The organism is Pasteurella pantherarum (assembly GCF_049670885.1).
In the GTDB taxonomy this organism is placed as follows: domain Bacteria; phylum Pseudomonadota; class Gammaproteobacteria; order Enterobacterales; family Pasteurellaceae; genus Pasteurella.
Window position 1 is genome coordinate 2407608 of record NZ_CP187173.1, and the last position, 23619, is coordinate 2431226.

The following is a 23619-nucleotide window of genomic DNA, read 5'->3' on the forward strand; positions in this document are numbered from 1 at the left end:
GGAGGGGAAATGACCTTTAATGTAGATAGTTATCTTGAATATTTTCTGACGTTACTTGGTTGGATTATCAATAACGGATTATTTGGGCTACTTGTTAGCACCGGGTTATTTATTGCTCCGCTCATTGGAATACTCATTAAAACGTGGCTCGATGTGAAAAAACAAGGTGCAGATGAAGGTAATAAAGGGGATTTATTGATAGACTGGCTAGGTATTCAATTTTTTCCAGCGATGTTTGTTATTGTATTGACGCTTGCACCAATGCTGCCGATTTCGTTGAATAATTTAGCGTACCACGTTGATCGTTCGAAACAATGTGGCTACAAAGTACCACTTGCGACACAACAAACCGGCTATGCTAATATGGTCAGCGAATTTGCTGATAAACAGGCGAAAGTACCACTATTATGGGCCCTAGTACATGCTATCAATAAAGGTATTTTGCACGGTGCTGTGTCGACTATTCCGTGTAAGCCAGATCTTCGTCAAATTCGATTCGAAGTACAACACGAGAAAATCAATAATCCGGCATTGCTCACGGAAGTGCGGCAATTTGTGCAGCAATGTTATTTGCCATCAAGACGGAAAATACAAGAGAGCCAAGTCTCAATGAATGCGGCACAAGCGAGAGAGATTGAGTGGTTAGGTGGAAAAATACTTATCTCAAATAGTGAGCTTTATCCTCGTTATCGGGCAATGCAACCAATGAAACGCTGGGAGTATGATAAGAATCGAGATCAGGGTTTACCTAATACTGGTGAGGGGGGATTCCCACGCTGTGATCAATGGTGGTCAGATGCTCAAGTTGGCTTAAAAGATATGCTGTTATCGGATATGAGGCAGAATTTATCGGTAAAATTAAGCGATATGTTTACCAGTGCCAATATTCAAGATGAAGCACTATTACGCACTTTATTGCGTCCGGAGAATATCAGTATTTCTCGAGGGAAAGTTTATGCTGGATACGGCGGAAGCTTAGATCCCACGTTGCTGAACCATACCACATCCGTTGTATCGGGTATTGGTGTTGTAGCCAGTAGCTTAGTCGCTTATCCAGGATTTGATGCAATGCGGAATTCATTACCAATGATACAAGCTTTATTGATTATGGCTGTGATCATTTTAACGCCGATCGTGACTATTTTCAGTGGTTATTCATTGAAAACGATTGTGACACTAATATTTGTGCAATTTTCATTAGTTACGACATCGTTCTGGTGGGAATTGGCTCGATGGTTAGATTCGTTTTTTATTACTATCTTGTACAATTCACCGGGCCATGCTACGGATTCGTTAGTGAACTGGAATTTCCTGCAAAATGACCGAGATGATTTGATTATGAGTTTTGTATTAGGAATGATGTTCTTGATATTACCAGGAGTTTGGATTGCCTCAATGTCTTGGGCTGGATTTAATTTGGGTGGACTAGCAGACGGTTTTACTAAAGGCTCTAAGCAAGCACAGCAAGCAGGAGAAAAAGCTGGAAATATTGCAACTGACATTGCTACAAGCTATGGTAAGAGTAAAGTATTAAAATAGAATTTAAAGACCTATTTTTAATGAACTAGAAATAGGTCTTATATTTAATATTTATGTTTGTCATAAACTCCGGAACATATATCTTTTATTATTTTATCCTTGGCTTTTTTTTCTTTTAATTCATTTCTTAAATCATGAACTTCTTTTCTTAAATGTCTAAGGTGATAAGCCTCTGGTGACTCGAAAAATTCTGCAATCTGCTCCCTAAATTTAAATATGATGAAAAGGACTAATCCCCATATAATATATGTACCTAAATCACTAATATAAATTCCCCGATACATCCCCTCATTACGATAATCAAAAAAGGTAAAAAATAGTATTATTAAGACAGCAAAAATACTGATAATTTTAACAAAGATAGGAGCTTTCCAATTTTTAAATTTGGCAATCGCACTTCCAACTTTATAGCCAATTTTTTCTGAAAAGCTCATTTGATTTCTCCTTTTGTAAAGGTAAATTTATGATGTCTTATCTAAAAACTCACTGACAGAAAGAATCTCAACATCACGATAGGGGTGCATACTGAGTAAATCTCGCTTATCGCCCGTTACAAGATATATCGCATTTGCACTAATAGCAACCTCTAAAAACTGATTATCTTTTGGGTCTTTACAATCTGTAATGGTTTCAGTCACTTCGATAAACTCTACTGCTCCCATTAATGTGAATATGAATGTTTCACGTTTTGTTACATCAATGTATTTGCTAAATTTGGGGCGATGAATGACTTCAACAAATTCCCCAAATGTTTTCTGAGATACACAAATAGTATATTCACTAAGTGCCTTCTGTACCGCTAAATTAGGTTTTGTTGAAGGGGAAAGCAACGCACTTACCAATACGTTAGTATCAATCACAATGCGTTTATAAGTTGGCTCTTTCATCATCAATCATCTTATCTAATTCATCTTGTGTTGGGACATCTTTTGTCGGTTTTAGGCTTTGAAGAATTTCAAGTGCTCTTTTTTGAGAAAGAAGTCTATAAGCCTCTATACCATCTGCATAATTCATCATTAGAACGGTAGGTCTCCCGTATTGTGTTACAGCAACTGGTGTTTTCGATTTTACTAAATCGAAATATTCTCCAAATCGTGTCTGAAACTGTTTAGAGGTAACCATATTGGGTGAAAATTGGGATATGCTTCGACTCATAGTATCACTCCATTAACTTGATTATTTGTATCTTAGCTATGTTAGCTACCTTTTGGTCGAATTTCAACAAGTTTAACTAAACAATTTTCAGATATGACAGCAAAGTTTAATTTGGTCAATAAAAATGGGAAGTGTGAAAGACTTCCCATTTTATTTTGATTATAAACCCGTCCGGCGAATTTTTGTTGAGTCAACGTCTTGCGTAATCGGTTTGGTTAAGCTGCAACCGACCGAGTTGTAATATTCTTCCCCTTTGTAGATACTGACACCAGGCTCTTCAATCGTTTTACTGCCACGTGCTTGAAGAAAGCCGACTTGGTATGATTTATCTTGATGTGTGAGTTCCATCGTGTAGGTAACAAAGCCAGAGCCGACCGCAATTTCCGAATTACTATTGGCCACAACTTGGCTAATTGGGTTTGTAAAGCTAAATTGACCGTGGCGATATTCATAATTATTGCCTACTTTTTTTACCGTTAACAGTTTTCCATCCGTTGCTGTACACGAAAAAATCACTTCCTTTTCGTTATCTGCAAATGCATTTGTTGACAAAAGTACGGTCAAAATTAAACTTGGAAAAACAAAATTGCACATAAAAACTCCTATGTTGGGGTAATCTCAATCATAATGTAACAAGATATGGTTAAAAGTGCGATGTTTTTAACCAATTTTATTCATAATATAGTCAGCCTCTTGGTTCCGACGTTTAGCATTGACACCGTTGTTATGGTATTGTAAACGTCTTACAGCATTAGCTAACATAGACATATCTCCAGATGTTGCCGAGGATTTTGCTGCATCTATAACTGATTTTAATTTACTCAATGAGCCGTAATTATAAGTAATAGAGGTGAGTGCAGCTTGTGCATTCGGTGGCAACTTATCCCACGTTTCAGCCGATACATTTTTTCTGGCCGTATTGGCAAATTCCCTTGTTCTGCGGGCTAAATCACGTTCAGCATCTTCCCTTGATACTGTCATCCCTTCTCGGATTTTGATGACCGTACCATCTGCTTTGGTAATGGTATCCGAACCATAACCAGCTCGATGTGCATTCACATCCCAATAAGTTTTACTACTAAAACCTTCAAATTTTTTCAGTAATCCAGAGGCTTGTTCAACAGAAGAACCGTTGATCGGGGTTATAGAACCATAGTTACCTGTATTATAGATTCCGCCTTGCCCATTTCTACCATATGTTGGTTTATAGGCTGACACATTATTGACGGTTGGAATGTTTAACGTAATATTTCTGCGATTTAATGCAATATCACTGGCTTCCTGGTGGTCTTCAGCATTTGGTGTGCCGTAAGCAAGATCATTGATGCGTTTATCTACATTATCGAAAGTAGAGCCATAATGACCTGTATTCGCTTCACGGTTGAATTTGTTATTGAAAATCACAGAAGCAGTATTGCTAGTAATCGCTTTCTGCATATCCATTTCTAATTTGACTTGGGATATTTCCAGATCAATTTTATTCAGCACTCTTTCCAGCTCTTCTTGTGCAACGTGATCAGCGGCTACATAAGGTTCTCGCATTCCAGCAAGAATAGCACGGCGAGCAAGGAGCATTTTTTCCATCACTTTAGATGTTGCAATTTCAGCAGAGAGGCGTTGGCTTAACACATCCACATCTGGATCTTCGCGCAAAGTCTCAATCAATCCTCGTGTAATCGGGATGGTATTCGAACTTAATTCTGCTAAAAGTTGCGGCGTGGGAATATCCATATTGAGTGCTTGTTCGAGTTTCTCAACAGTACGGACATTTTCTTCTTCAATTTCTGGAGCCAGCCCGACACCGGCTTTTGAGCTAGTTTTAGGACCACAATCTTCCGAGCAAGTAGAAATAGACTGTTCACCGATAATACGCGTTAAAAAATCAGAAACTTTTTGTGGAGAATCAAATTGTTGACACGTTGCACCATCACAATCTTTGCTCGCAATCGTTTTCTCGTCTAATGCGTTACGATTATTGAGCAGGTTATAACCAGCTTTAGCAACATCTTCAATAAGTTTAATTGGTTTCTGATTTTCTCCCCCTTTCTTTTGACCACCGACCCATTCTTTGCCTTTCTTGCCTTTATTGTCTTCTGCTTTTTTCTGTGCTTTTTGTGCATCTGGCTCAGCGGAGACAATATCCTTATAATTTTCTAAATCTGCCGATTTTGACCAACGACCATTTAATGTATAATCGGCAAGTTGTTTTGACATTGCCTCACAACTGGTTTTCAGTCGGTTGAAATCAATACGTCCTTGATACACACCATTTGTCAGTAGATCATATAATTGTGGGTTCGCACGCTGAATAATCATCGCCGGCATACTGGCAACTGCCCCTTTTGCGGATTCAACTACGTTGCCCATTAAGTCTTTAAACCCTTCCGTTATCCCATTTAATTGGTTTTTTACGGTGGTTTTAATATCAAAATTTCCACACATCAGATTCGCTTTCCAACCAATGCCAAACTCAACGGCTTTTAGTGATTTAGCCCGAGTTGGGGGCGTCATATAACCAACCCCTCCGCCGATCTGATAAAAAATCTGGTCGGATAATACTGAATCCGATTTATTAAATTGGATTTTGTCTAAAATTGGATCTGCTGAGTATGCTGTTGATGTGTAAAGTACAAGCCATACGGCAAAACTGATTTTTTTAAGCGGTTTCATTGTTTATCCTTTATTCGTTGTACCAATCGATGCTATATAAAAAAGTTTGACCACGGCGTTTACAACATTTGTAAGGACGCCATAATGCCCAAGCATAATTGCCTTTTTCCGATAATACTGCAGGTGGTGTATCTGGGAATGCACTACAAGATTGTTTCATCTCAGGGAATAGTTGTTGCCATTTATGGTTTTTGGCGTTGCCCTCCTTTATGGGTGCTGGATACCAAGTTCCAGCTCCCCCTGTTCTCGCCGCTGATTGATAGATATGTAATTGCCCGTTACGGCTTACAATATCTGCAACTCGCTGTGCAATTACTGCTGATGCTTTGTAATCGTGTACTTGAGTTACTGTACCGCTACGAGGGAAAATGTTTCCCCAAGTATCTGCACCGGAACGAACTTCCCGCATTCCTGGTATCAAGGCCTCTGGGTAAAACATTTCTGGTAAATTTTGTTGCCAAGCAAAATAGTCGAGACTACTGAGAAAATAAGGTACAAAAGGTGTGGTTTGACTCTGACAATAGTAGCCGGTGCTATTTAGTAAGCTTGATATTGCTCCTTGTGGGTGACCGATCGCTGTGGCATTTTTGAAGGTAAGTTGGCTGTAATTTTTTTGCGGAGAACGATATTCTCCCCCTTTTACACCTTGAGAGATCACATTCACTTCTGACCACGGGTTTTGCCCATTATGGTTATAGGCAGACACGACCATTTCTGGTAAAAAGTGTCGCACTTTGGTTGAGGTTCTAACTTTGCAACCGAAATAAGTGCAAAATAACCAAAAACAGGTACCGACAACTTTATATTCCAAACAACTTGGTGAGGCACTTGATGCCATAATCGTAGCAGTATTGATATTACCTTGTGTGCTTGTTGCAAAGGTTAAGGCGACACAAAGTGCGGTTAATTTACGAGGTGTTTTGAAGGCCATATTATTCCTCTCTTTTTTGTTGTTCTAGCCAGTTTTCCCAGTATGAAATCGCTTTTTGTACATCGTTTTCTCCATATACCACGACTTTTCCGAGTAACGGGTGTTCAAACAATACGGCAGGTACCTTACGGATGCCGTTTTGCCAACCGACAATGACACTCTGGTAGGTTTTGTGCAATTCTCTGAGCTGATTTTGCGTTTCTGCTGCCTTAAGTAAGCTTTTGGCTTGGTGTTCGGCTTGTATTGGATTAGGACTTAACGTCTGGCTAAAGTGAGTTTCCCACTGCTCTACGCCATCTAAGTAGTGTACAGCGTGAGCCAGGTCGGTGTTTTGAATTGGATAAGCCGCTGTGCTAAATACAGAAATCTGTACCTCTGGTGGTATTTGTTTCGCAAAAATAGGTGGGCTAAACAAGAGGGATAAGATCGCTATTCGCGTGAACATTTCATTATTCCCAAAATAAAGATAAATATCCCCACATTAACGAACTTCCGTGTTGAACTAAATGCTTAATTCTCTTTAAGATAGAAACAATTATTGTGCAAATAAACAGCAAGAAATGATGTATGATAAGGTTATTAAGTCGCTACTTTGTAGCCCTTATAAGTTGCAGAACACTTGGGAAGCAACGAACTAGCCCGACGTGGTAGTTGTGTTCAAATGCCGAAATACCCTCAGCATTCTGAAAGAGGGTTCAGTCATTCGACTGAGAATGTATCCTAATCTTAACCTGTTCAGGGAAAAATTGTCCCTGCGGGGTATTTCTCCTTGAACGTCTTTTTAACTTCAATGGAGAACTCAATTATGAGCAATTCACTTCCTTTCGATCCTTTTACATCTGAAAAAACGCAACAAACCGAGAAACCTAAAAAATCCCTTTCCTATTTTCTTGGACTCGGGTTAGGTAAAGCGGTCGTTGCAACGCGACATAAATTGTCGAGGGTCAGTCAAGCTATCCATCACAGCATCGAGAATGATGTTGAGCAACGTTTAGCTGAGCAAGCTGAATTCCACGATATGTTGCATCAACAACAAGAACTTTCTCATTGTGAAGAGGTTACACGGCTTAAACGCTGCCACTTAAAAGTCACTATTTCAATGACCTTAGCTGGGTTATTGATGGGGGCTATCTCTGCTGCAATATTGTTTTGGTATTACTAAAGTCTAACCTTTGAGTTAGATTGCTATTTCCTTTGGGGAAACACATTTCCCTAGAAAGGAAGATTGTGTTTCCCTGACAAATTCGAGGAGAAACACAATGAGGGTACATATTTTACTCTCGGCAATCGGAGATTATATTCCGAAATATCAACAACCTGGGATTAAGCCACACCAAGCCTTAGCTGATGAAATTATTCAGACAGCAAAAGCCGTATGGGAGGCTCGTCAACCTGGTGAAAGTACAGTCAGATTTTTGCAAAAAATGCCGGCAAAACACGGTTTACATTTTCGTTTTTTAGAGGTGACTCAGAAAGATGAAAATACATTGTTGGTTTCCGGAGGAAGAAGGCAATAACAGCTTTGTCAATCATTGATTGATAAACGTTCGCAATGTGCGGAAGTTTACGCTGTTGTACGTGATCGTCGCTTGAATATAGCCCTTGGTGAGAGTAATTGGAACAACCTAGTTTTTGATACTAACGACAATCGTTATTCTGGCTATAAAAGTGAATTAATTAGTGAGGCAATTCAACACGCCAAGCAAAATATTCACCAGTATTCACAAACGTTTAGTAGAATTCGACCATTGACGCTTGTGGCTTAATTTTACCTTTCCATCACCTTGTGTGAGCCTATACATCATAGGGGAATCAGTTCCTCTGTGGGGGCTGTTCCCTTTTTAACTTTGGAGAACAGTCATGAAAAAACAAATTCAAACTAAAGATTTATACCAACAAATTACAGACCAAATTGTCGAGGCATTAGAACAAGGTACGATGCCTTGGCAGAAACCTTGGGATACTGGTTGGCCACAAATGTCGATTCCGTGTAACGGCGAAAGTGGGCGTCAATATTCCGGCATTAACGTGTTATTGCTTTGGATGAGTGCAATCCAGAAAGGGTTTACTCAATGTAAGTGGGTAACCTTCCAGGGTGCAAACCATCTAGGTGGACAAGTTCGCACAGGTGAGAAAAGTACAGTCATCATTTTTTACAAACAAAATCAGTTTGAAGAGAGAGATGATGATGGCAATGTGATTTTTGATGAAAACGGTGAACCGAAAATGAAATCATCAGTATTTATTCGTGGTCAGCATGTGTTCAACATTGAACAGTGCGATGGGTTAGAAGAATACTATGAAGATTTTCCAGCACCAGACACCTCATCAGAAATGATCCCGCACCCAGATTTAGATGTGTTACCAGCTAAAATGGGGATGCAGTTATATAACAAAGCACAAGATCGTGCCTGTTATATTCCTAATCGTGACTGTATCGTGATGCCAGATTTTGAAAAATTCAATACGGCTGACGACTATTACGCTACACTTTTACACGAGTGTGGTCATGCAACTGGGCATAAAGACCGGTTAGATCGTGATGGCGTCGCTAGGTTTGATAAATTTGGTTCAGAACGCTATGCGTTTGAGGAATTGATTGCAGAACTGACCAGTGCATTTACTTGTGCACACTTTCATGTTCGTAATGACATTTCACAAAATGCGGCCTATATCGATAATTGGATTCAAACATTGAAGTCTGACAAGAAAGCAATTTTTCGTGCATCATCACAGGCACGGGAAGCAACGCAATATTTGATTGATAAATTCAATCAAGAAGAATGTCTTGCTGCTTAATCCTTTTTTACTTTCTGAAAGTGCGGTCAAATTTGCCCGCACTTTTTCATCTTCCACCCTTTGGGGAGTTTTCCCCCTAAGGTGGATGGCTCCCGATATTTTAGGAGCAATCCATGATGGATTTTGAACAAAAATTTACCGCACTTTTTAAATCAATTGCACCTCATTACCGGCGTTCTGAAGTGTTCTATGATTTTATAACGATTTTGGGACTTGAGTTTTATCTTGTTTTGTATGGTGAGTCAGCGGATGAAGCACTGAAACAGCGTTATCAGACGGCTGTAGGTCACTACACAGATGAGGAAAAGCAAAAGTTAGTTGAGCTTAGCGTGATTGTGGTAGAAGCCCTTGAAAACAAGACCTATGATTTTTTAGGTTCGGTGTTTATGGGCTTAGAGCTCGGCGATAGATATAAAGCACAGCATTTCACACCGAGTTATGTTGCGCAAGCTATGGCTACGATGACATTATCCAATTGTCATGAGTTAATTCAACGACGTGGATTTATCACGTTGCAAGAGCCAACGTGCGGCTCTGGTGTTATGATTATAGAATCCTATAATTATTTACGCCAGGAAGCATTTAATCCTCAGCAACAGATGTGGGTACAAGCTCGAGATTTGGATTTTACCGCTGCAATGATGTGTTATATTCAGATGACTCTTCTACATATACCTGGGGAAGTGATAATTGGGGATACCTTACAAAATGAGGTTCATCATCATTTATACACAACAGCTCATCTATGGGGGAACTGGGACAATAAATTAGCATGTGCAGATTTAGATACTGAACCAGAAATTCAAAAAATTGAATCTGAACCAGTAAATGAATTGCCATTTGAAATTGATTGGGAAAATGAACCTATGTTTTATTAAAAATCAAATGAACTCTATTTGGTGCTAAAAAGCCTAGTGAATGAAAATTCACTAGGCTTTATTTATATACTCTCTATTATAGATACCTTTTAATTTTGCTACAGTTGATTTTGATAGATTGTAATTTTGCATGACAACGCTAATGGAATGACCTGATTTAAAATCTTTGTAGATTTTATGGCGTATTTTTTCCGTTACTTTAGGAGGTCGTCCGCCCAATGCTTTTTTATTACCTGAAGTAAGTTTAGCTCGTTTGCCTTCTTGAGTGCGTTCAACAATAAAACTTCTTTCCAGTTCTGCAAAAATGCCTAGTAGCTGAATTAACGCTGTACCCATAGGATTATCTTGTTTTCGGGTATCTATTCCTTGCTGTATTGCGACAAACCCAACATTTTTCTTTTTAAAGATTTCAAGGGTATTTAGACATTGTGTAAGGCTTCTGCCTAAACGGTCAAGTTTAGTGACAACAACAATATCACCTTCACGGATATAATCGAGTAATTCATCAAGTTGCTTTTTATTTTTATCCGCTTTGCCGGAATGTTTGCCCGAGAAAATCTTTATACAGCCGAACTCTTCTAATGTGCGGATTTGTTCTGCTAAATCTTGCTGTTGAGTAGATACGCGGGCGAAACCAATTTTAGCCACCGCTTTCTCCTTGTAAAAATTAATATCTAATTATTTAGTAGGATAGTTATCTATTTTGGTGATGTTTTCATCTATTAACGCTTTTAATTTATTTTCTAATTTTTTCTCTGGTTATTAGTTTGTAAGGCCTTGATAAAAACAAAAATCTGTATTATTAAAGCAAATAATGCTATATAGGTATATTCATTAATTCCTTTTTCCATGTAGTTTAGTATTAATACTGTAAAAAGCATCGTCATTGTTATTAAAGTAAAAATTGTTGTACTTCTCATTTTTATGCTCCTGGTTTATTGATGTTTGGGTTTTTATTAACTATTAATTTGTCAAATTTACTTTCAATGTTTTTCATTTTGTAAGTTATTTATTTTGATTTTCTATATGCCATCCACTAAAAATACAAAAATCAAATATTTTAAATGCTACAAGGCACAGCCTCATCTAAACCAAGATAAAGAATATTGTCATTATTCCTGAATTAAAAATTGAGCTATCGCCAGGAATAATTGGGGTTAATAAAAACGCTAGTCGACCAGAAATTAACAATGATTCAATAATCAAAACTTAATGTTAATTAGAAATGCTATATTTGATTCCTAATTTTCTTGCATGTCTAAAAATCTCATTTATGCAATCCCCATCTATAACATAATCACTACCCGTAGGATTTACAATTTTAATATGGACATCTTTCATAACATCGTTTTGAAGAATTCCATTTTCAATCCTTGTCATTACATCACGCATTAAAAAAATAAATTCGTTGAGTTTTACTCGATCGTCGTCTTTAGATAAATCGAAATACCAATTTTTCTGAATTTCCATATTTACCCCTTGTGTATATTCAAAACTTAAACTATTTCAGTGAGATTTTTAGTTTGGTAAGGTCATTTTCAAGTTTGTTTACTCTTCTTGCTAAGATCATATTGCCTATACCAAGTAGAACAACAGCGATTCCGAGCAGAATCAAAGATGCAGTTTCCATGTTTTCTCCTATTCAAAACTTAATGCTATTGCTCTGAATTTTTTAGTTCGGCAAGCTCTTTTTCGTATTTTGAAAGTATATCGTTCAAGATTTCCTGTGAGCTAGCTTTAGTTGTTCCTGCCTTAATTTTTTGTATTTCAAGTTCTAAGAACGAAATACGGGTTGTTTTTTGTGCAATATGAAATTCATCATTGTGAATGAGTTTGCTCATAATTTTTCTCCATTTGGGGGTTCAAAACTTAAAACTTTTTGGACTAGCCTCTAAGACTTGTCTAAAAACTTACACTTTAGTGTTTTTTAGACTGTCTAAAAATGTTACTCAAAGTTTCTAGACCAAATAGTAGATATTTAACTCAGCATTATCATTAAAAATTTATTTTTATCTTTAAGAGAGTTTCTTGATAACGTTAGACGATCACCATTAAGTTGAAATGGGTGTTTACACAGAATTGGGGATAGGGTCAAAAAATTTGAGCTACAATATTATTCCTTCTATGAAGGTGGATTTTTACTGTTAAAAATAATTTTGTCTATACTTATCTAGCCATTCAATAAATTCAAGATCTGTTCTAGTCACATTTAATCTTAAATAAGTCGAAAAATTACTATGTTGTGAGAATAGATAACCTGGAGCTAATAGAAAATCTTCTTTTCTTGCTTCGATCGCCATTTTTGTCGTATCAACTCCAGTATTTAACCAAATGAAAATTCCTTTATTTGTATTTTCGGGATAATCAAGCCCAATTTTTTCCAAAGCGGATTTTAGTTGCTCGTGTTTTTTAACGAGCCTTTGCCGCATCTCTTCAAGATGTCTAGTATAATGTGGATCTAACCATATTCTGTACACGCAACGTTCGGTTAATTCAGCACTGGTCATATTAGAAAGCATTTTTTGCCGTAACATTGTTTCTAGAAAATTCTTCGGTGCACATAAAAATCCAACTCGCCAATTTGCACCTAATGTCTTAGACACGCCTGTAACGTAAAACACTCTTTCTAGCTGATCTAGCGAGGCATAGCGGAGAAATTTATAATTTGTATCTAAATGACTGTAAACATCATCTTCTAATAAATAAGCATCATATTTATCTATTAAATTGAGTACTTTATACATCATAGAAGGGGAAATACTATACGAATTAGGATTATTAAGAATGCTATTCGTAATATAGATTTTGGGTTTGTATTCTTTAAGCAATGTTTCTAAAACAACAATATCTGGACCATTTTCATTACGCGGTACGCTAAGAATGTTAAGTTTCAGTTGGTGTAAGCAACCAAGTAACCAAAACCAACTTGGGTCATCGACAATCACATAATCTTGTTCTTGAGTAATACAGCGTAAAACAGTTTGAATTGCGGAGGAAACTCCAGGCATTGTCATTACAACATTGGGACTAACTTTAATTCCTAAGTGATCAATCTGTTTGGTAAATAATTCTCGTAATGGGTAATAGCCTTGAATATGTCCATACGAATAAATAAATTCACCTGCTTCTTTAGCAGATTTTCTAATTGCATTAGCGATGATTTCAGGATCAATTAACCAATCATTAGGCAATAGCCCACTTCCCGAAGCCTTATTGACAGGGAGTTCACTAAATAAATGACTCATTAACCACCCTGTATCTAATACATTTTTTACCAAGGCTGGGGATATATCAAATTCCTCATTTTTAACTTTATTCTCACAAACAAAATACCCTGATCCAATATGGGAAACTAAATACCCCATCGATACAAGTTGTTCATAAGCTTGAGAAATTGTGAATGTAGAAAATTCTAGTGTTTTAGCTAAAGCTCGGATAGATGGAACTTTGTGATATGGTAAATAAATTTTTCGCTCAATTTGAGAGAGAATATAGTCGCAAACCTGTTGTACTTTCGTTGCCTTTTCCATAGCAATTTCCCAAACTGTACTGGAGTTTTACCAATACAGTGATTTATAAAAACTTAAAATTGAGTAGGTAGTGTATTGAATATGTTGTTTATAGTAAAGAAATTTAAAGCTTACAAGTAAGGAGTCAATATGCACACACTTAATGAATATATGGGGAAAACCCCACTAGTGAAAATTAAAAACTTTTTTGGAAACAAATACGGCAATGTTTACGTTAAATTAGAGGAGTTTAATCCTGCTGGAAGTATAAAATCACGAGTAGCTAACCAAATGATTATTTCTGCAGAATGTAGGAATTTGATATCAAAAAATACGCATTTGTTAGAAGCTACTGGAGGTAATACAGGAATGGGATTAGCCACTATGGCTGCAATTAGAGGGTATAAACTAACATTAGTAATACCAGATAATTTTAGCAAAGAAAAGATAGAAACACTTAAGCAATATGGTGCAAATGTAATACTTTCTGATCACACTACTGGCGTTGGTTCTCATATTAGATTAGCTCATGAATTATTGAAAGAGAACCCTGAATATTATCATTTAGATCAATTCAATAATATTGCAAACCCAGAAGCACATTACCTAGGTACGGGAGTAGAAATTTTAGAACAATTAAATCGAAATATTCATATTTTTGTTGCAGGTATAGGTAGTGGGGGAACTATAGGAGGAGTTAGCAAGAGACTTAAAGAATACGATTCTAAAATTCGAATATATGGAGTTCAGCCTGAAGGGTGTGATTACATGAATAATCTTACAATTCCTCATCAAATCGAAGCGATTAGCGTAGGTGTTGAATCACCGTTCTTCGATAAAAGAATTTTATCTGGAATGATTAGTGTGAAATATGAAGATGTATTGGAGTTAATTCATACATTAGCTAAAACTCAAGGTATATTCGTTGGGTTATCTTCGGGGGCAAATATATTAGCGGCATTAAAACTTTCCTTAAATTATACTAATTCAGTAAATATAGTTACAGTAGCACCAGATAGTGGTAAAAGTTATATGGAAAAATTAAAGTAAGGGTAGATTATGAGTATTGGGAATGATATTAGAAGAATTATAATTTCTTCTATAAATGAAATTCATAATGAGAAATTTATAGCTGATGTATATAAGAATCTAGATATTGATAATCTAGAAAATAAAATACTTGATGATTTAAATTCGTACACTCAAAGAGATCCAGCTTCTAAAAACAACCCTAAAAATATATTATATGGATACACATCATTTAATGCTATTTTCTTTTATAGAATTGCGAATGCGATACTAAATATTAAGTCTGACAACCCTATTTATCAATATAATAAATACCAGTATGCCTTATTCTTATCTTCTAAGGGTAAATTGTTATCGGGTGCGGAAATTAATCCATATGCAAGAATAGGAGATCGATTTGTTCTCGATCATGGTATAGGAACAGTTATAGGTGAAACAGCAGAAATTGGTGATGATGCTTATATTTTAGGTGGGGTGATACTAGGAGCAAAAGGAATATCTTCTAATCCTAGAGAACCTAGACACCCTAAGATTGGCAATAATGTTCAAATAGGATCGTTTGCTAAACTTTTTGGAAAAATTAATATAGGTAATAATGTATTTATAGGTTCTAACTGTACTATAACCGAAGATATTCCAGATAATCATATTGTTACTGTAAAAACTAAACACCAAATTATTAGGAGTATAAAATGAACCGCTATTTTATTTTTGTGATTTTCTCTATTTGTTGCCTAGCATTAGGCGGAATTTTTGTAAAACTGAGCCAATTTCCACCAATTACCACGGGAATGTATCGTGTGCTTTTTTCTCTGCCTGTCTTCTTTATGTTACTTAAATTTTCACCCCAAACCATGATAATGTCGAAGAAAGAGAAATACATTTCAGTATTAGCAGGGGTTTTCCTTGCATTAGACCTGATTCTTTGGAATCTTTCTTTTAGTTATACCACTGTTGCTAATGCGAATTTATTAGCTAATCTAGTGCCGTTTACAGTGGTACCCATTTCTTATTTTCTTTATAAAGAGAAGATAAGTAAACAATTTATATTAGGTGCTATGGTTATTCTATTTGGTTTAATAATGTTAATGCAAGGGAAAGTATCACCAACAATTAAAAATTTTCAGGGAGATTTATTAGCGTTATCAACATCTATATTTTATGGATTATTTTTGGTTACAGTATATAAATTAAGAAATAAACTCTCTACCATTCATATCATGGCATATGCCAGTATAGGTTGCTTAATAACGTTATTACCTGTTGGATTATTTATAGAGGGTGTGTATATACCTGTTACATTTGAGGATTTTTATCCATTATTAGGATTGGCATTGCTTTCACAAATTTTAGGACAAGGTGGATTAAGTTACTGCTTAGGAAAAATTAAAGCTAGTTATGCTTCACTTTTGGTGCTAACACAACCTATTATTTCTGCATTATATGCGTATATAATCTTTGGAGAGTCTCTTTCTAACATAGAAATAATCAGCATGTTTGTAATTCTCTTTGGGTTATATTTTGCAAATAAGAAATAAATGAAAGGTGGTAGAATTTTCATAAATTCTTACAAATCACTTTAACTTGGACGTGGATTTTTCAAATCCACGCCTTCATCATCTTTATGGGTATAATCAAGTTGTTACTCAAGGTTTCTAGACTAAATGGTAGATATATAACCCAGCATCATTATTAAAAATCTGTTTTTATCTTTAAGAGAGTTTCTAGATAACGCTACTAGGCTGTAAACGGTATATTTAGTAGCAAAAATCTGGAACAATAATAGAAACTATGAAATATCGCCAATCTCTCATTTTATGCGTTACAGTAATTCAAGGTATTGACGTTGTTGCAAATATACGAGATCCACATGAGGGAGGAATTTGTCATGTGGAAGCAGAATATTATTATCCCGGCGTGTGGGAGAGATATGGTGAGAATGAGTTGATTTGTAATTATTGGAAATTTTTAAGTGAAGATGAGAAACAAGCCTTGGAATCAGAGTTAAATGATTATCATAGTAATGAGACAGATGATAAGGTAGATGAAGTTGATAATAGCGATTATGATACTTTAGATGAAATGGATGGGAAATAAGAACACTAAAAAAGCCAAAAGGCTATTAAGGGGGTCCTGAAGGGCCAATAAGGGGAATAATTCAAGGGTAACCTTTCCAAGGGGAAAGGTCTTACCTGAAAAGGGCAAAGGGCTAAAAGGCCTTTGGCTTGCTTATTTATATTTTACAGGGGCTTTAATGTTTAAATCACTGGTACAAATTTTCAAGTCAAAACCAACCGTATCTCATCAAGCCAAGACCGATAATCCATTATCGAGGCAGGATCTAGAGGGTTGGATTATTCCGTATTCCGCATCAGAATTACTTAATACTGAACTGCGCCAACGCTATTTAGCCTTACTGTGGCAACAAGTGTCAATGAGCAGAGAGATGTTTGATAACCTGTACCAGAAACCAATTGAACGATATGCGGAAATGGTTCAACTCTTGCCAGCTTCGGAATCACATCATCACGCTCATTTGGGTGGAATGCTTGATCACGGGTTAGAGGTCATCTCATTTGCAGCTAAACTTCGTCAGAATTATGTATTACCACCGAATGCAGCACCTGAAGAACAAGCTGAACAGAAAGATGCTTGGACCGCTGCGACCATTTATCTTGCATTGGTTCACGATGTTGGAAAATCCATTGTTGATATTGAAATACACTTGAAAGGTGGAAAACGTTGGTTTGCTTGGAATGGTGTGCCAACGGAGTCTTATAAATTCAAATATATCAAGCAACGTGATTATGCACTTCACCCCGTACTTGGGAGCTTTATCGCTCATAATTTAATTCCGACAGAAGCCTTTGATTGGTTGGCTACTTATCCGGAAGCCTTTTCTGCATTAATGTATGCGATGTCTGGCCATTATGACAAAGCAGGGGTCTTGTCTGAAATTATTCAAAAAGCCGATCAACGCAGTGTGGCACTAGCACTCGGCGGCGATATTACGAAATTAGTCCAAAAACCAGTGGTATCGTTTGCCAAACAATTGGTATTAGCTCTTCGCCATCTCGTTTCACAAAAATTGAAAATTAGTGAAAAAGGACCAGGTGATGGTTGGTTAACTGAGGACGGATTATGGTTGATGAGCAAAACAACTGCTGATCAAATTCGGGTATATTTAATGGAACAAGGGATTAGCGTTCCTAGAGATAACCGGAAATTGTTTGATGAGATGCAAGCACATAATGTGATTGAACGAACAGTTGAAGATACAGCTATTTGGCATTGTCAACTCAAATCAGATGCAGGGTGGAAACCTAAAGATAAGTTTAGCTTATTACGTGTGAAGCCAGAGCTCATTTGGGCTAATTTTGATGATCGTCCAGCACTATTTGCTGGCACAATCAGGATTGCGTCTAAAGAAGAAAATAACGACACTGAAAAAACTGTACCGAATATGGATATTAGTATCCCAGAGGTAAACCTTACTGCGAGTATTGAAGCAGAAAATTCTAATACGGTTACTAGAACTAAAGAAATTGTACATCAAGAGGATGAAACAGGAATACAAAATAGGGATAACGAAAGCGTTGATTTCTTACTCAATATGTTTGCTGAAGAGGAAACTGTGACAGTTGAAAAAACGAGTGAGCCACCTGAAACTGAAGCAATAATAAAACCTGCAAAAGCTGAAGCAATGCAATCAATAATACGACTGACAGCAGAGATTCAAGAGACTAAGCCAGAAATTTCTTTACCTGCTGAAACTACGATGGCAAGTATTGAAGGGCAACAATTTGTAGATTGGCTGAAAAATAAATTACTTAATGAGAAATTAACATTTAATGATCGTACCGCTAAGATTCATATTGTTGATAATAGCCTTTTCATCGTTAGCCCGAGCTCATTTGAGCTTTTATTGCAAAAATTTTTTCCATAGATATCTTCGTGTAGATACTAAGAAAAGCTATGATAAAGCAATTCGACAAGTGCGTAAGCATTGCGGTGTGGAATACCCTTCCCAAATAACTACTGAGATGCTATTGAAGTGGCGTAATAATGTGATTGATACGAAAATAAAACCTGTTACTTGGAATAGCTATATACGTCATCTAAAATCTATCTATAAATTTGGTATTGAACAAAAATTATTAAATTATGATGAAAATCCATGTAATAAATTATTTTTGCGAGTAGGCAAACCTAAAAGAAAAGTTTTAACATCTGTCCAATTAGATAAGTTGGGCTCTTTTCTTAGCAGTGGTGATGATAGTTTGCCTGATGTATTAAAACCACAGTGGTTTATCCAAGCATTAGTTAACACTTTCCGATTTACGGGGATACGAAGAGCGCAATTACTGAGATTAAAAATAAAGGATATTGATTTATATCAAAAGGTTATTCATGTTTCTCCAGACATTAATAAAAATCACGAATATCATTGTATTCCCATTTTAGATAGGCTACATCCGTATATTGAAAAGCTAATTATAGAGCTAAGAAAACGTCATCAAAATTTAGAGTCCCAGCTATTCAACATTAACTTATTTCGAAAAACTAGATATACAGGTCAAATAATGACAGAGTTTCAAATTAGTCATTTATTTAGAGTTATTTCAAGTAGAGTAGGATTCCAAGTATCACCACATCGGTTTAGACATACTGTTGCAACAAGCTTAATGAAAGAACCAGAAAATTTGTATGTGGCTAAACAGCTTTTAGGGCATAAAGACGTGAGAGTAACATTAACCTATATTGAGAGTGATGTTGAAATGCTTAGAGAAAAAGTTAATTCGACGTTATTATAAAATAATCAATTATCCAGCCTTTACAAACTTTAGAAAAAGTGTAAGATTCGAGATGATCTGTGACTGAACAAATCAATTACTATGTATCGGCTGGGTACGAGTAAATAGTTTTGCGGTACGATCATTAATAATTTTTTATAATGTAAGGCTTTACGCAGGGGATTGAAAATCCCCGTGTCGGTGGTTCGATTCCGCCTCGAGGCACCACTTTTCCTCCTTAGTTCAGTCGGTAGAACGGCGGACTGTTAATCCGTATGTCGCTGGTTCAAGTCCAGCAGGAGGAGCCAAATTCTTAAAACCCGCTAATGAAAATTAGCGGGTTTTTTCATATTTCTTTTTCTTTTTTTATCGCACTTTTTATCTTAACTTCATTTTTCCCCGTTTTTGTTTTGAGATGTTTCGCTTGAGCAATCTATGCTTGCTTGCCGTTTTTTATGCAGAAAGTGCGGTGGATTTTAGTCAAGTTTTATTTCACTAGCTTCATCACGATGATGCGTTGATCGCAATAACGTTTTCCCCAGCCTGTGGCAAAAAGGGCTCTTGCATACCAAGGATAATGGGAGCGGCAAATATCACTCAAATAATGCATGGTGATGATTTTTATCGCAGGGTGCCATGTTTCAAGCGTTTTGGCATTTTTTACCGTCCAAGCGAATTCTGGGCGTTCTTCATTGTCCATTTTTTTTAGGGCGTCATGATGTTTAGCTTGTCCTACTGCCACGGGAGGAACGGCATCAAAGATCAGGGTGGCACCTGGCAATTTTTCTGCCACATTAGCAAAAAACGCCTTGACCTTTTCTTCACTGAAATACATCAGCACCCCTTCCAGAATTAATAAAACGGGTTTTTGTTGGGCGGCAATGGTTTCCATCCAACTTGTACTGAATAAGGAGTCGGCGAGATATTGGGTTTGCCCTTCAGGCAGTAATTGACGCCGTATCGCCATCACTTCGGGTAAATCCAGATCATACCATGCACTGACATGGGGTCTGCCGAGTCGTTCAAAACGTGCATCTAAGCCCGCTCCAAGTTGCACCACTACAGCATCAGGATATTGAGCAATAAAACGGAGAATTTCTTGATCGAATAATTTTGCCCGACCACAGCAGCCTACTTGTGATAAGCGTGCAGATTCAAATTTTTGGAAATCATAATCAATCATTTTTTTCATTCTGACGGCTTCAGCATCACGTAATAAGGAATCTGGCTTGTCGTATTCAACGGCTTTTGCCCAAAGTGTGATTAATAAGGTGGAGGAGAGACCCGAGATTTTATTGGGTTCGAGTTTGTGTTCCATGGGATAACCTCGCTAACAATGATAATGATTATCAATCATAACCAAGTTCGGCTTAAAGGTGAAATATTATCCATTTATTTTTTGTGTGAAATTTATATGCTGCGTGAGTAAGGGAAGGCTTTTAGGCTGGTCATGAAAATTCTTGCAAAATAGACCGCACTTTTAGGCGGTGATTTGAAATAAGAGAAGAAGGCAAGCCTTTCGCTTGCCTCGTTCGCATTGTGCTATCTTTTGTGTTAATTGCTAGAGAGGGTGTTGATCGCATTGGCGACTTCTTGATCTTGATAGATCGCTTGCACCACCTCATTGAAGGTTTCCCCTAACACTTTTTGAATTTCAGGATTCTTGGCTGAAAACGCCCCTGAGTAAGTGCGATTAGCCCGAATGTTTTTGCTAAACTGCCCTTTTGCACTTTGTACATGCACGGTAACTTGAACTTGACTGTCTAAGTTATAACGTAAGTTGCCTTGTTCCACTTTGGCGTAAAACTGGTTGATGTCGAGTGTTACAGCCGCATTTGCATTTTGTGCAGAACCAATACGAAAACCTTTGCTGACTAAGTCTTGCTGTTGCACTTGTTGAAATAATTGTGTCAGGTTAGGTGAGGCATTTAATTTAACTAAACGACCATCTGCCACATAGCTGGCAATGTCTTGTTGAGGGCGATTGTCTCGAACATTCACAAAAACCACCGCACTTTGATGAACAGCCATGTTAGCTGTGGGGGCGGGCGGGGTGAATGTTAACGTACTCGGCTGTGATTGACAGGCGGTGAATAAGATAGCACTGGCAATCAGTGCACCTAAAGATAAGTATTTACCTTGTTTCATAATGTCCTCGGTTCGGTGAAATTACATTGATGAGAAATCTTCAATGAGAAAATAATGCATATTATTCTTGCAAAGTTGTTTGGGAATGTATAGCCTTTAGCCTCGGATTTTATGTAAATATTTAGGGAATGGAAGATGTCTAAACAAGCTGAGTTAACCGAGCGATTATCACAAGAATTTGCCCCACAGTTTTTGGTGGTGGAAAATGAAAGTTATATGCATAGTTCAGGGCGTGGGGCGGATTCACATTTCAAAATTGTGCTGGTGAGTGAACACTTTACCCACTTGAATAAAGTCGCACGTCATCGCAAAATTTATCAATTCCTCGCACAAGATCTACAAAATGGGATCCATGCGTTGGCACTTCATCTTTATACGCCGAAAGAATGGGAAGTGATTGGACAAGCGTTTCCAAAATCCCCCAATTGTGTTGGCGTCGGTCAATAAATGCTTACCCCTTTCTGAGTAATCCTCAGGAAACTTATTTGAATAAAATTTGACCTTCTTCAAAAAAAATCATTTTTTTTGCTAAAAATTAAGAAAAAAAACCTGCGAAAGTGGCACTTAAGTTATTATTTAGTTAAAATAAAGCGTTTTATTTTAGCAAATTTTTAACGTTTGTATTTTGAGCAAATTCAGCATAAAGCAGGTTCAAGATAGAAGCGTAAAAGAGAATTTGAGTTTTAATTTATGTGATATGAAGCGAGTGATTGTTGTTGTGTTGAAACGTTTGCATGATCTTGGCTGAAATCATTACTCAAGACGAGGTTATAGTGATAGGCACTATAACTATATTTTTAATCCGACTAAAAGTAGTGCAAACAATATGATTACGATTAAAAAAGGCTTGAATCTTCCTATTTCGGGAAGCCCAGAGCAGGTAATCCGTGATGGCAATGCCATCACTGAAGTTGCTTTGCTTGGTGAAGAGTATGTGGGAATGCGTCCTTCAATGAAGGTACGCGAGGGTGATGTGGTGAAAAAAGGCCAAGTTCTTTTTGAAGACAAAAAGAATCCTGGCGTGGTTTTTACTGCCCCTGCAAGTGGTACTGTAACTGCGATTAATCGTGGTGCTAAGCGAGTTTTACAATCTGTAGTAATTCAGGTCGAAGGCAATGAACAATTGACCTTTGAAAAATACACCACAGAACAATTAAAACAACTGACTTCAGAGCAAGTTCGTCAAAATTTACAAACTTCAGGATTATGGACCGCACTTCGTACACGTCCTTTCAGTAAAGTGCCAGCCGTTGATGCCACACCTGTTTCGCTTTTTGTAAATGCGATGGACACCAATCCATTATGTGCGGATCCACAAGTGATCGTGCAACAATCTGCACAAGATTTTGAAGCAGGTCTTACCGTATTAAGTCGTTTACTCGAGGGTAAAGTGTATCTTTGCCAAGCGGCAAATGCGAACATTCCAAGTCCAAGCCTTGCGAATCTTGAAATAAAAGAATTTGCAGGTCCACACCCAGCAGGGTTAAGTGGTACCCATATCCATTTTATTGATCCTGTGAGTGCCACCAAATTTGTTTGGTATATCAATTACCAAGATGTGATTGCCATCGGTAAATTATTTACGACGGGTGAATTAGATGTTTCTCGTGTGGTGTCTTTAGCTGGCCCGCAAGTGAAGAATCCAGGCCTCGTGCGTACAGTCATCGGTGCAAACCTTTCTCAATTGACCGAAAATGCGTTGAAAGACGGTGAAAATCGTGTGATTTCAGGTTCTGTCTTAAACGGTGCAACAGCAACTGGTCCTGTGAATTATTTAGGTCGTTATGCATTGCAAGTCTCTGTTTTAGAAGAAGGGCGTGATAAAGAGTTTTTAGGTTGGATTATGCCAGGTGCGAATAAATATTCACTTTCTCGTACCGTATTAGGGCATTTCTCGAAAAAATTATTTAACTTTACTACGGCAGTAAATGGCGGCGAGCGTGCAATGGTGCCAATTGGTGCTTATGAGCGTGTGATGCCATTGGATATTATTCCAACATTATTACTGCGTGATTTGGCAGCAGGCGATACGGATTCTGCACAGGCATTAGGTTGTTTAGAGCTAGATGAAGAAGATTTAGCCCTTTGTACCTTTGTTTGCCCAGGTAAAAATGAATATGGTCCGCTCTTACGTCAAGCATTAGATAAGATCGAGAAGGAAGGTTAAA

27 protein-coding genes and 2 tRNA genes are annotated in these 23619 nt (G+C 37.2%); 15 read left to right on the forward strand and 14 right to left on the reverse strand.

Features of this window, described 5'->3' with window-relative positions; genetic code table 11:
- The first annotated feature begins 9 nt into the window (after positions 1–9).
- A complete protein-coding gene (locus ACPEEM_RS11360; RefSeq protein ID WP_424407110.1) occupies positions 10–1539 on the forward strand; it encodes a conjugal transfer protein TraG N-terminal domain-containing protein in 1530 nt (509 codons plus the stop codon).
- 44 nt (positions 1540–1583) lie between these two features.
- Here ACPEEM_RS11360 and ACPEEM_RS11365 read toward each other — a convergent pair whose 3' ends face one another.
- From ACPEEM_RS11365 to ACPEEM_RS11395, 7 genes are all read right to left on the reverse strand, one after another.
- On the reverse strand, positions 1584–1973 hold the full coding sequence (locus ACPEEM_RS11365; RefSeq protein WP_424407112.1) for a hypothetical protein: 390 nt from the start codon (positions 1971–1973) through the stop codon (positions 1584–1586).
- A gap of 27 nt (positions 1974–2000) precedes the next feature.
- Complete coding sequence (locus tag ACPEEM_RS11370; RefSeq protein ID WP_424407114.1) at positions 2001–2429, reverse strand: putative toxin-antitoxin system toxin component, PIN family; 429 nt, start codon at positions 2427–2429, stop codon at positions 2001–2003.
- Positions 2407–2694, reverse strand: a complete 288-nt coding sequence (locus ACPEEM_RS11375; RefSeq protein ID WP_424407116.1) for a type II toxin-antitoxin system prevent-host-death family antitoxin — start codon at positions 2692–2694, stop codon at positions 2407–2409. The genes ACPEEM_RS11370 and ACPEEM_RS11375 overlap by 23 nt, the downstream gene beginning before the upstream one ends.
- Before the next feature lie 159 nt (positions 2695–2853).
- Positions 2854–3288 carry a hypothetical protein gene (locus tag ACPEEM_RS11380; protein ID WP_424407118.1) on the reverse strand — a complete coding sequence of 145 codons (435 nt, stop codon included), beginning with the start codon at positions 3286–3288 and terminating at the stop codon, positions 2854–2856.
- A 66-nt stretch (positions 3289–3354) separates the two neighbouring features.
- Positions 3355–5364 (reverse strand): integrating conjugative element protein, encoded by a 2010-nt coding sequence (locus tag ACPEEM_RS11385; protein ID WP_424407120.1) that lies wholly within the window; start codon positions 5362–5364, stop codon positions 3355–3357.
- Between the two features lie 10 nt (positions 5365–5374).
- A complete protein-coding gene (locus ACPEEM_RS11390; protein ID WP_424407122.1) occupies positions 5375–6295 on the reverse strand; it encodes a TIGR03756 family integrating conjugative element protein in 921 nt (306 codons plus the stop codon).
- A 1-nt stretch (position 6296) separates the two neighbouring features.
- Positions 6297–6740: a TIGR03757 family integrating conjugative element protein gene (locus ACPEEM_RS11395; RefSeq protein ID WP_424407124.1), complete on the reverse strand. Its 444-nt coding sequence runs from the start codon at positions 6738–6740 to the stop codon at positions 6297–6299.
- Between the two features lie 360 nt (positions 6741–7100).
- On the opposite strand from ACPEEM_RS11395, the gene ACPEEM_RS11400 reads away from it, so the two are divergent.
- From ACPEEM_RS11400 to ACPEEM_RS11415, 4 genes are all read left to right on the forward strand, one after another.
- The gene (locus tag ACPEEM_RS11400; protein ID WP_424407126.1) at positions 7101–7457 is read left to right on the forward strand and encodes a hypothetical protein; all 357 of its coding nucleotides are present in this window, start codon (positions 7101–7103) and stop codon (positions 7455–7457) included.
- A gap of 97 nt (positions 7458–7554) precedes the next feature.
- The gene (locus ACPEEM_RS11405; protein WP_424407128.1) at positions 7555–7812 is read left to right on the forward strand and encodes a hemophilus-specific protein; all 258 of its coding nucleotides are present in this window, start codon (positions 7555–7557) and stop codon (positions 7810–7812) included.
- A 343-nt stretch (positions 7813–8155) separates the two neighbouring features.
- Positions 8156–9094 (forward strand): ArdC family protein, encoded by a 939-nt coding sequence (locus ACPEEM_RS11410; protein WP_424407129.1) that lies wholly within the window; start codon positions 8156–8158, stop codon positions 9092–9094.
- A gap of 113 nt (positions 9095–9207) precedes the next feature.
- On the forward strand, positions 9208–9972 hold the full coding sequence (locus ACPEEM_RS11415; protein ID WP_424407131.1) for an N-6 DNA methylase: 765 nt from the start codon (positions 9208–9210) through the stop codon (positions 9970–9972).
- Positions 9973–10023: 51 nt separating this feature from the next.
- Here the strand turns inward: ACPEEM_RS11415 and ACPEEM_RS11420 are convergent, their stop codons facing one another.
- From ACPEEM_RS11420 to ACPEEM_RS11440, 5 genes are all read right to left on the reverse strand, one after another.
- Complete coding sequence (locus ACPEEM_RS11420; RefSeq protein ID WP_077495057.1) at positions 10024–10620, reverse strand: recombinase family protein; 597 nt, start codon at positions 10618–10620, stop codon at positions 10024–10026.
- A gap of 567 nt (positions 10621–11187) precedes the next feature.
- Entirely contained in the window at positions 11188–11442 is a 255-nt protein-coding gene (locus ACPEEM_RS11425) for a hypothetical protein (RefSeq protein WP_424407134.1), read from the reverse strand.
- A 31-nt stretch (positions 11443–11473) separates the two neighbouring features.
- The gene (locus ACPEEM_RS11430; RefSeq protein ID WP_424407136.1) at positions 11474–11602 is read right to left on the reverse strand and encodes a hypothetical protein; all 129 of its coding nucleotides are present in this window, start codon (positions 11600–11602) and stop codon (positions 11474–11476) included.
- Between the two features lie 25 nt (positions 11603–11627).
- The gene (locus tag ACPEEM_RS11435; RefSeq protein WP_424407138.1) at positions 11628–11813 is read right to left on the reverse strand and encodes a hypothetical protein; all 186 of its coding nucleotides are present in this window, start codon (positions 11811–11813) and stop codon (positions 11628–11630) included.
- Between the two features lie 303 nt (positions 11814–12116).
- A complete protein-coding gene (locus ACPEEM_RS11440) occupies positions 12117–13502 on the reverse strand; it encodes a PLP-dependent aminotransferase family protein (protein WP_424407140.1) in 1386 nt (461 codons plus the stop codon).
- A gap of 129 nt (positions 13503–13631) precedes the next feature.
- Here ACPEEM_RS11440 and ACPEEM_RS11445 point away from each other — a divergent pair, with 129 nt between their 5' ends.
- The 8 genes from ACPEEM_RS11445 (at position 13632) to ACPEEM_RS11480 (ending at position 19611) form a co-directional block, all read left to right on the forward strand.
- Positions 13632–14531, forward strand: a complete 900-nt coding sequence (locus tag ACPEEM_RS11445; RefSeq protein WP_136124164.1) for a PLP-dependent cysteine synthase family protein — start codon at positions 13632–13634, stop codon at positions 14529–14531.
- 9 nt (positions 14532–14540) lie between these two features.
- Positions 14541–15206: a serine O-acetyltransferase gene (locus ACPEEM_RS11450; RefSeq protein WP_424407142.1), complete on the forward strand. Its 666-nt coding sequence runs from the start codon at positions 14541–14543 to the stop codon at positions 15204–15206.
- Positions 15203–16048: a DMT family transporter gene (locus ACPEEM_RS11455; RefSeq protein ID WP_136124166.1), complete on the forward strand. Its 846-nt coding sequence runs from the start codon at positions 15203–15205 to the stop codon at positions 16046–16048. The genes ACPEEM_RS11450 and ACPEEM_RS11455 overlap by 4 nt, the downstream gene beginning before the upstream one ends.
- A 253-nt stretch (positions 16049–16301) precedes the next feature.
- The gene (locus ACPEEM_RS11460; RefSeq protein WP_424407144.1) at positions 16302–16607 is read left to right on the forward strand and encodes a hypothetical protein; all 306 of its coding nucleotides are present in this window, start codon (positions 16302–16304) and stop codon (positions 16605–16607) included.
- A gap of 157 nt (positions 16608–16764) precedes the next feature.
- Entirely contained in the window at positions 16765–18456 is a 1692-nt protein-coding gene (mobH, locus tag ACPEEM_RS11465; RefSeq protein ID WP_424407146.1) for a MobH family relaxase, read from the forward strand.
- Positions 18425–19324, forward strand: a complete 900-nt coding sequence (locus ACPEEM_RS11470) for a tyrosine-type recombinase/integrase (protein WP_424407148.1) — start codon at positions 18425–18427, stop codon at positions 19322–19324. The genes mobH and ACPEEM_RS11470 overlap by 32 nt, the downstream gene beginning before the upstream one ends.
- A 104-nt stretch (positions 19325–19428) precedes the next feature.
- Positions 19429–19531, forward strand: a tRNA-Phe gene (locus tag ACPEEM_RS11475).
- Positions 19532–19535: 4 nt separating this feature from the next.
- Positions 19536–19611: transfer RNA gene (locus tag ACPEEM_RS11480), tRNA-Asn, on the forward strand.
- A gap of 179 nt (positions 19612–19790) precedes the next feature.
- Here the strand turns inward: ACPEEM_RS11480 and ACPEEM_RS11485 are convergent.
- Both ACPEEM_RS11485 and ACPEEM_RS11490 read right to left on the reverse strand, forming a co-directional pair.
- Positions 19791–20621: a class I SAM-dependent methyltransferase gene (locus ACPEEM_RS11485; protein ID WP_424402178.1), complete on the reverse strand. Its 831-nt coding sequence runs from the start codon at positions 20619–20621 to the stop codon at positions 19791–19793.
- A 236-nt stretch (positions 20622–20857) separates the two neighbouring features.
- Positions 20858–21451: a YajG family lipoprotein gene (locus tag ACPEEM_RS11490; RefSeq protein ID WP_424405219.1), complete on the reverse strand. Its 594-nt coding sequence runs from the start codon at positions 21449–21451 to the stop codon at positions 20858–20860.
- Positions 21452–21586: 135 nt separating this feature from the next.
- Here ACPEEM_RS11490 and ACPEEM_RS11495 point away from each other — a divergent pair, with 135 nt between their 5' ends.
- Positions 21587–21898, forward strand: coding sequence for a BolA family protein (locus tag ACPEEM_RS11495; protein WP_424405221.1), 312 nt, complete (start codon positions 21587–21589; stop codon positions 21896–21898).
- Between the two features lie 379 nt (positions 21899–22277).
- A complete protein-coding gene (locus ACPEEM_RS11500) occupies positions 22278–23618 on the forward strand; it encodes a Na(+)-translocating NADH-quinone reductase subunit A (protein WP_424407149.1) in 1341 nt (446 codons plus the stop codon).
- Position 23619: the final 1 nt, after the last annotated feature.

Excerpts from the sequence above, each read along its gene's own strand:
- ACPEEM_RS11360 (WP_424407110.1), top strand. The coding sequence starts at position 10 with ATGACCTTTAATGTAGATAGTTATCTTGAATATTTTCTGACGTTACTT.
- ACPEEM_RS11365 (WP_424407112.1), bottom strand. The coding sequence starts at position 1,973 with ATGAGCTTTTCAGAAAAAATTGGCTATAAAGTTGGAAGTGCGATTGCC.
- ACPEEM_RS11370 (WP_424407114.1), bottom strand. The coding sequence starts at position 2,429 with ATGATGAAAGAGCCAACTTATAAACGCATTGTGATTGATACTAACGTA.
- ACPEEM_RS11375 (WP_424407116.1), bottom strand. The coding sequence starts at position 2,694 with ATGAGTCGAAGCATATCCCAATTTTCACCCAATATGGTTACCTCTAAA.
- ACPEEM_RS11380 (WP_424407118.1), bottom strand. The coding sequence starts at position 3,288 with ATGTGCAATTTTGTTTTTCCAAGTTTAATTTTGACCGTACTTTTGTCA.
- ACPEEM_RS11385 (WP_424407120.1), bottom strand. The coding sequence starts at position 5,364 with ATGAAACCGCTTAAAAAAATCAGTTTTGCCGTATGGCTTGTACTTTAC.
- ACPEEM_RS11390 (WP_424407122.1), bottom strand. The coding sequence starts at position 6,295 with ATGGCCTTCAAAACACCTCGTAAATTAACCGCACTTTGTGTCGCCTTA.
- ACPEEM_RS11395 (WP_424407124.1), bottom strand. The coding sequence starts at position 6,740 with ATGTTCACGCGAATAGCGATCTTATCCCTCTTGTTTAGCCCACCTATT.
- ACPEEM_RS11400 (WP_424407126.1), top strand. The coding sequence starts at position 7,101 with ATGAGCAATTCACTTCCTTTCGATCCTTTTACATCTGAAAAAACGCAA.
- ACPEEM_RS11405 (WP_424407128.1), top strand. The coding sequence starts at position 7,555 with ATGAGGGTACATATTTTACTCTCGGCAATCGGAGATTATATTCCGAAA.
- ACPEEM_RS11410 (WP_424407129.1), top strand. The coding sequence starts at position 8,156 with ATGAAAAAACAAATTCAAACTAAAGATTTATACCAACAAATTACAGAC.
- ACPEEM_RS11415 (WP_424407131.1), top strand. The coding sequence starts at position 9,208 with ATGATGGATTTTGAACAAAAATTTACCGCACTTTTTAAATCAATTGCA.
- ACPEEM_RS11425 (WP_424407134.1), bottom strand. The coding sequence starts at position 11,442 with ATGGAAATTCAGAAAAATTGGTATTTCGATTTATCTAAAGACGACGAT.
- ACPEEM_RS11430 (WP_424407136.1), bottom strand. The coding sequence starts at position 11,602 with ATGGAAACTGCATCTTTGATTCTGCTCGGAATCGCTGTTGTTCTACTT.
- ACPEEM_RS11435 (WP_424407138.1), bottom strand. The coding sequence starts at position 11,813 with ATGAGCAAACTCATTCACAATGATGAATTTCATATTGCACAAAAAACA.
- ACPEEM_RS11440 (WP_424407140.1), bottom strand. The coding sequence starts at position 13,502 with ATGGAAAAGGCAACGAAAGTACAACAGGTTTGCGACTATATTCTCTCT.
- ACPEEM_RS11445 (WP_136124164.1), top strand. The coding sequence starts at position 13,632 with ATGCACACACTTAATGAATATATGGGGAAAACCCCACTAGTGAAAATT.
- ACPEEM_RS11450 (WP_424407142.1), top strand. The coding sequence starts at position 14,541 with ATGAGTATTGGGAATGATATTAGAAGAATTATAATTTCTTCTATAAAT.
- ACPEEM_RS11455 (WP_136124166.1), top strand. The coding sequence starts at position 15,203 with ATGAACCGCTATTTTATTTTTGTGATTTTCTCTATTTGTTGCCTAGCA.
- ACPEEM_RS11460 (WP_424407144.1), top strand. The coding sequence starts at position 16,302 with ATGAAATATCGCCAATCTCTCATTTTATGCGTTACAGTAATTCAAGGT.
- mobH (WP_424407146.1), top strand. The coding sequence starts at position 16,765 with ATGTTTAAATCACTGGTACAAATTTTCAAGTCAAAACCAACCGTATCT.
- ACPEEM_RS11485 (WP_424402178.1), bottom strand. The coding sequence starts at position 20,621 with ATGGAACACAAACTCGAACCCAATAAAATCTCGGGTCTCTCCTCCACC.
- ACPEEM_RS11490 (WP_424405219.1), bottom strand. The coding sequence starts at position 21,451 with ATGAAACAAGGTAAATACTTATCTTTAGGTGCACTGATTGCCAGTGCT.
- ACPEEM_RS11495 (WP_424405221.1), top strand. The coding sequence starts at position 21,587 with ATGTCTAAACAAGCTGAGTTAACCGAGCGATTATCACAAGAATTTGCC.
- ACPEEM_RS11500 (WP_424407149.1), top strand. The coding sequence starts at position 22,278 with ATGATTACGATTAAAAAAGGCTTGAATCTTCCTATTTCGGGAAGCCCA.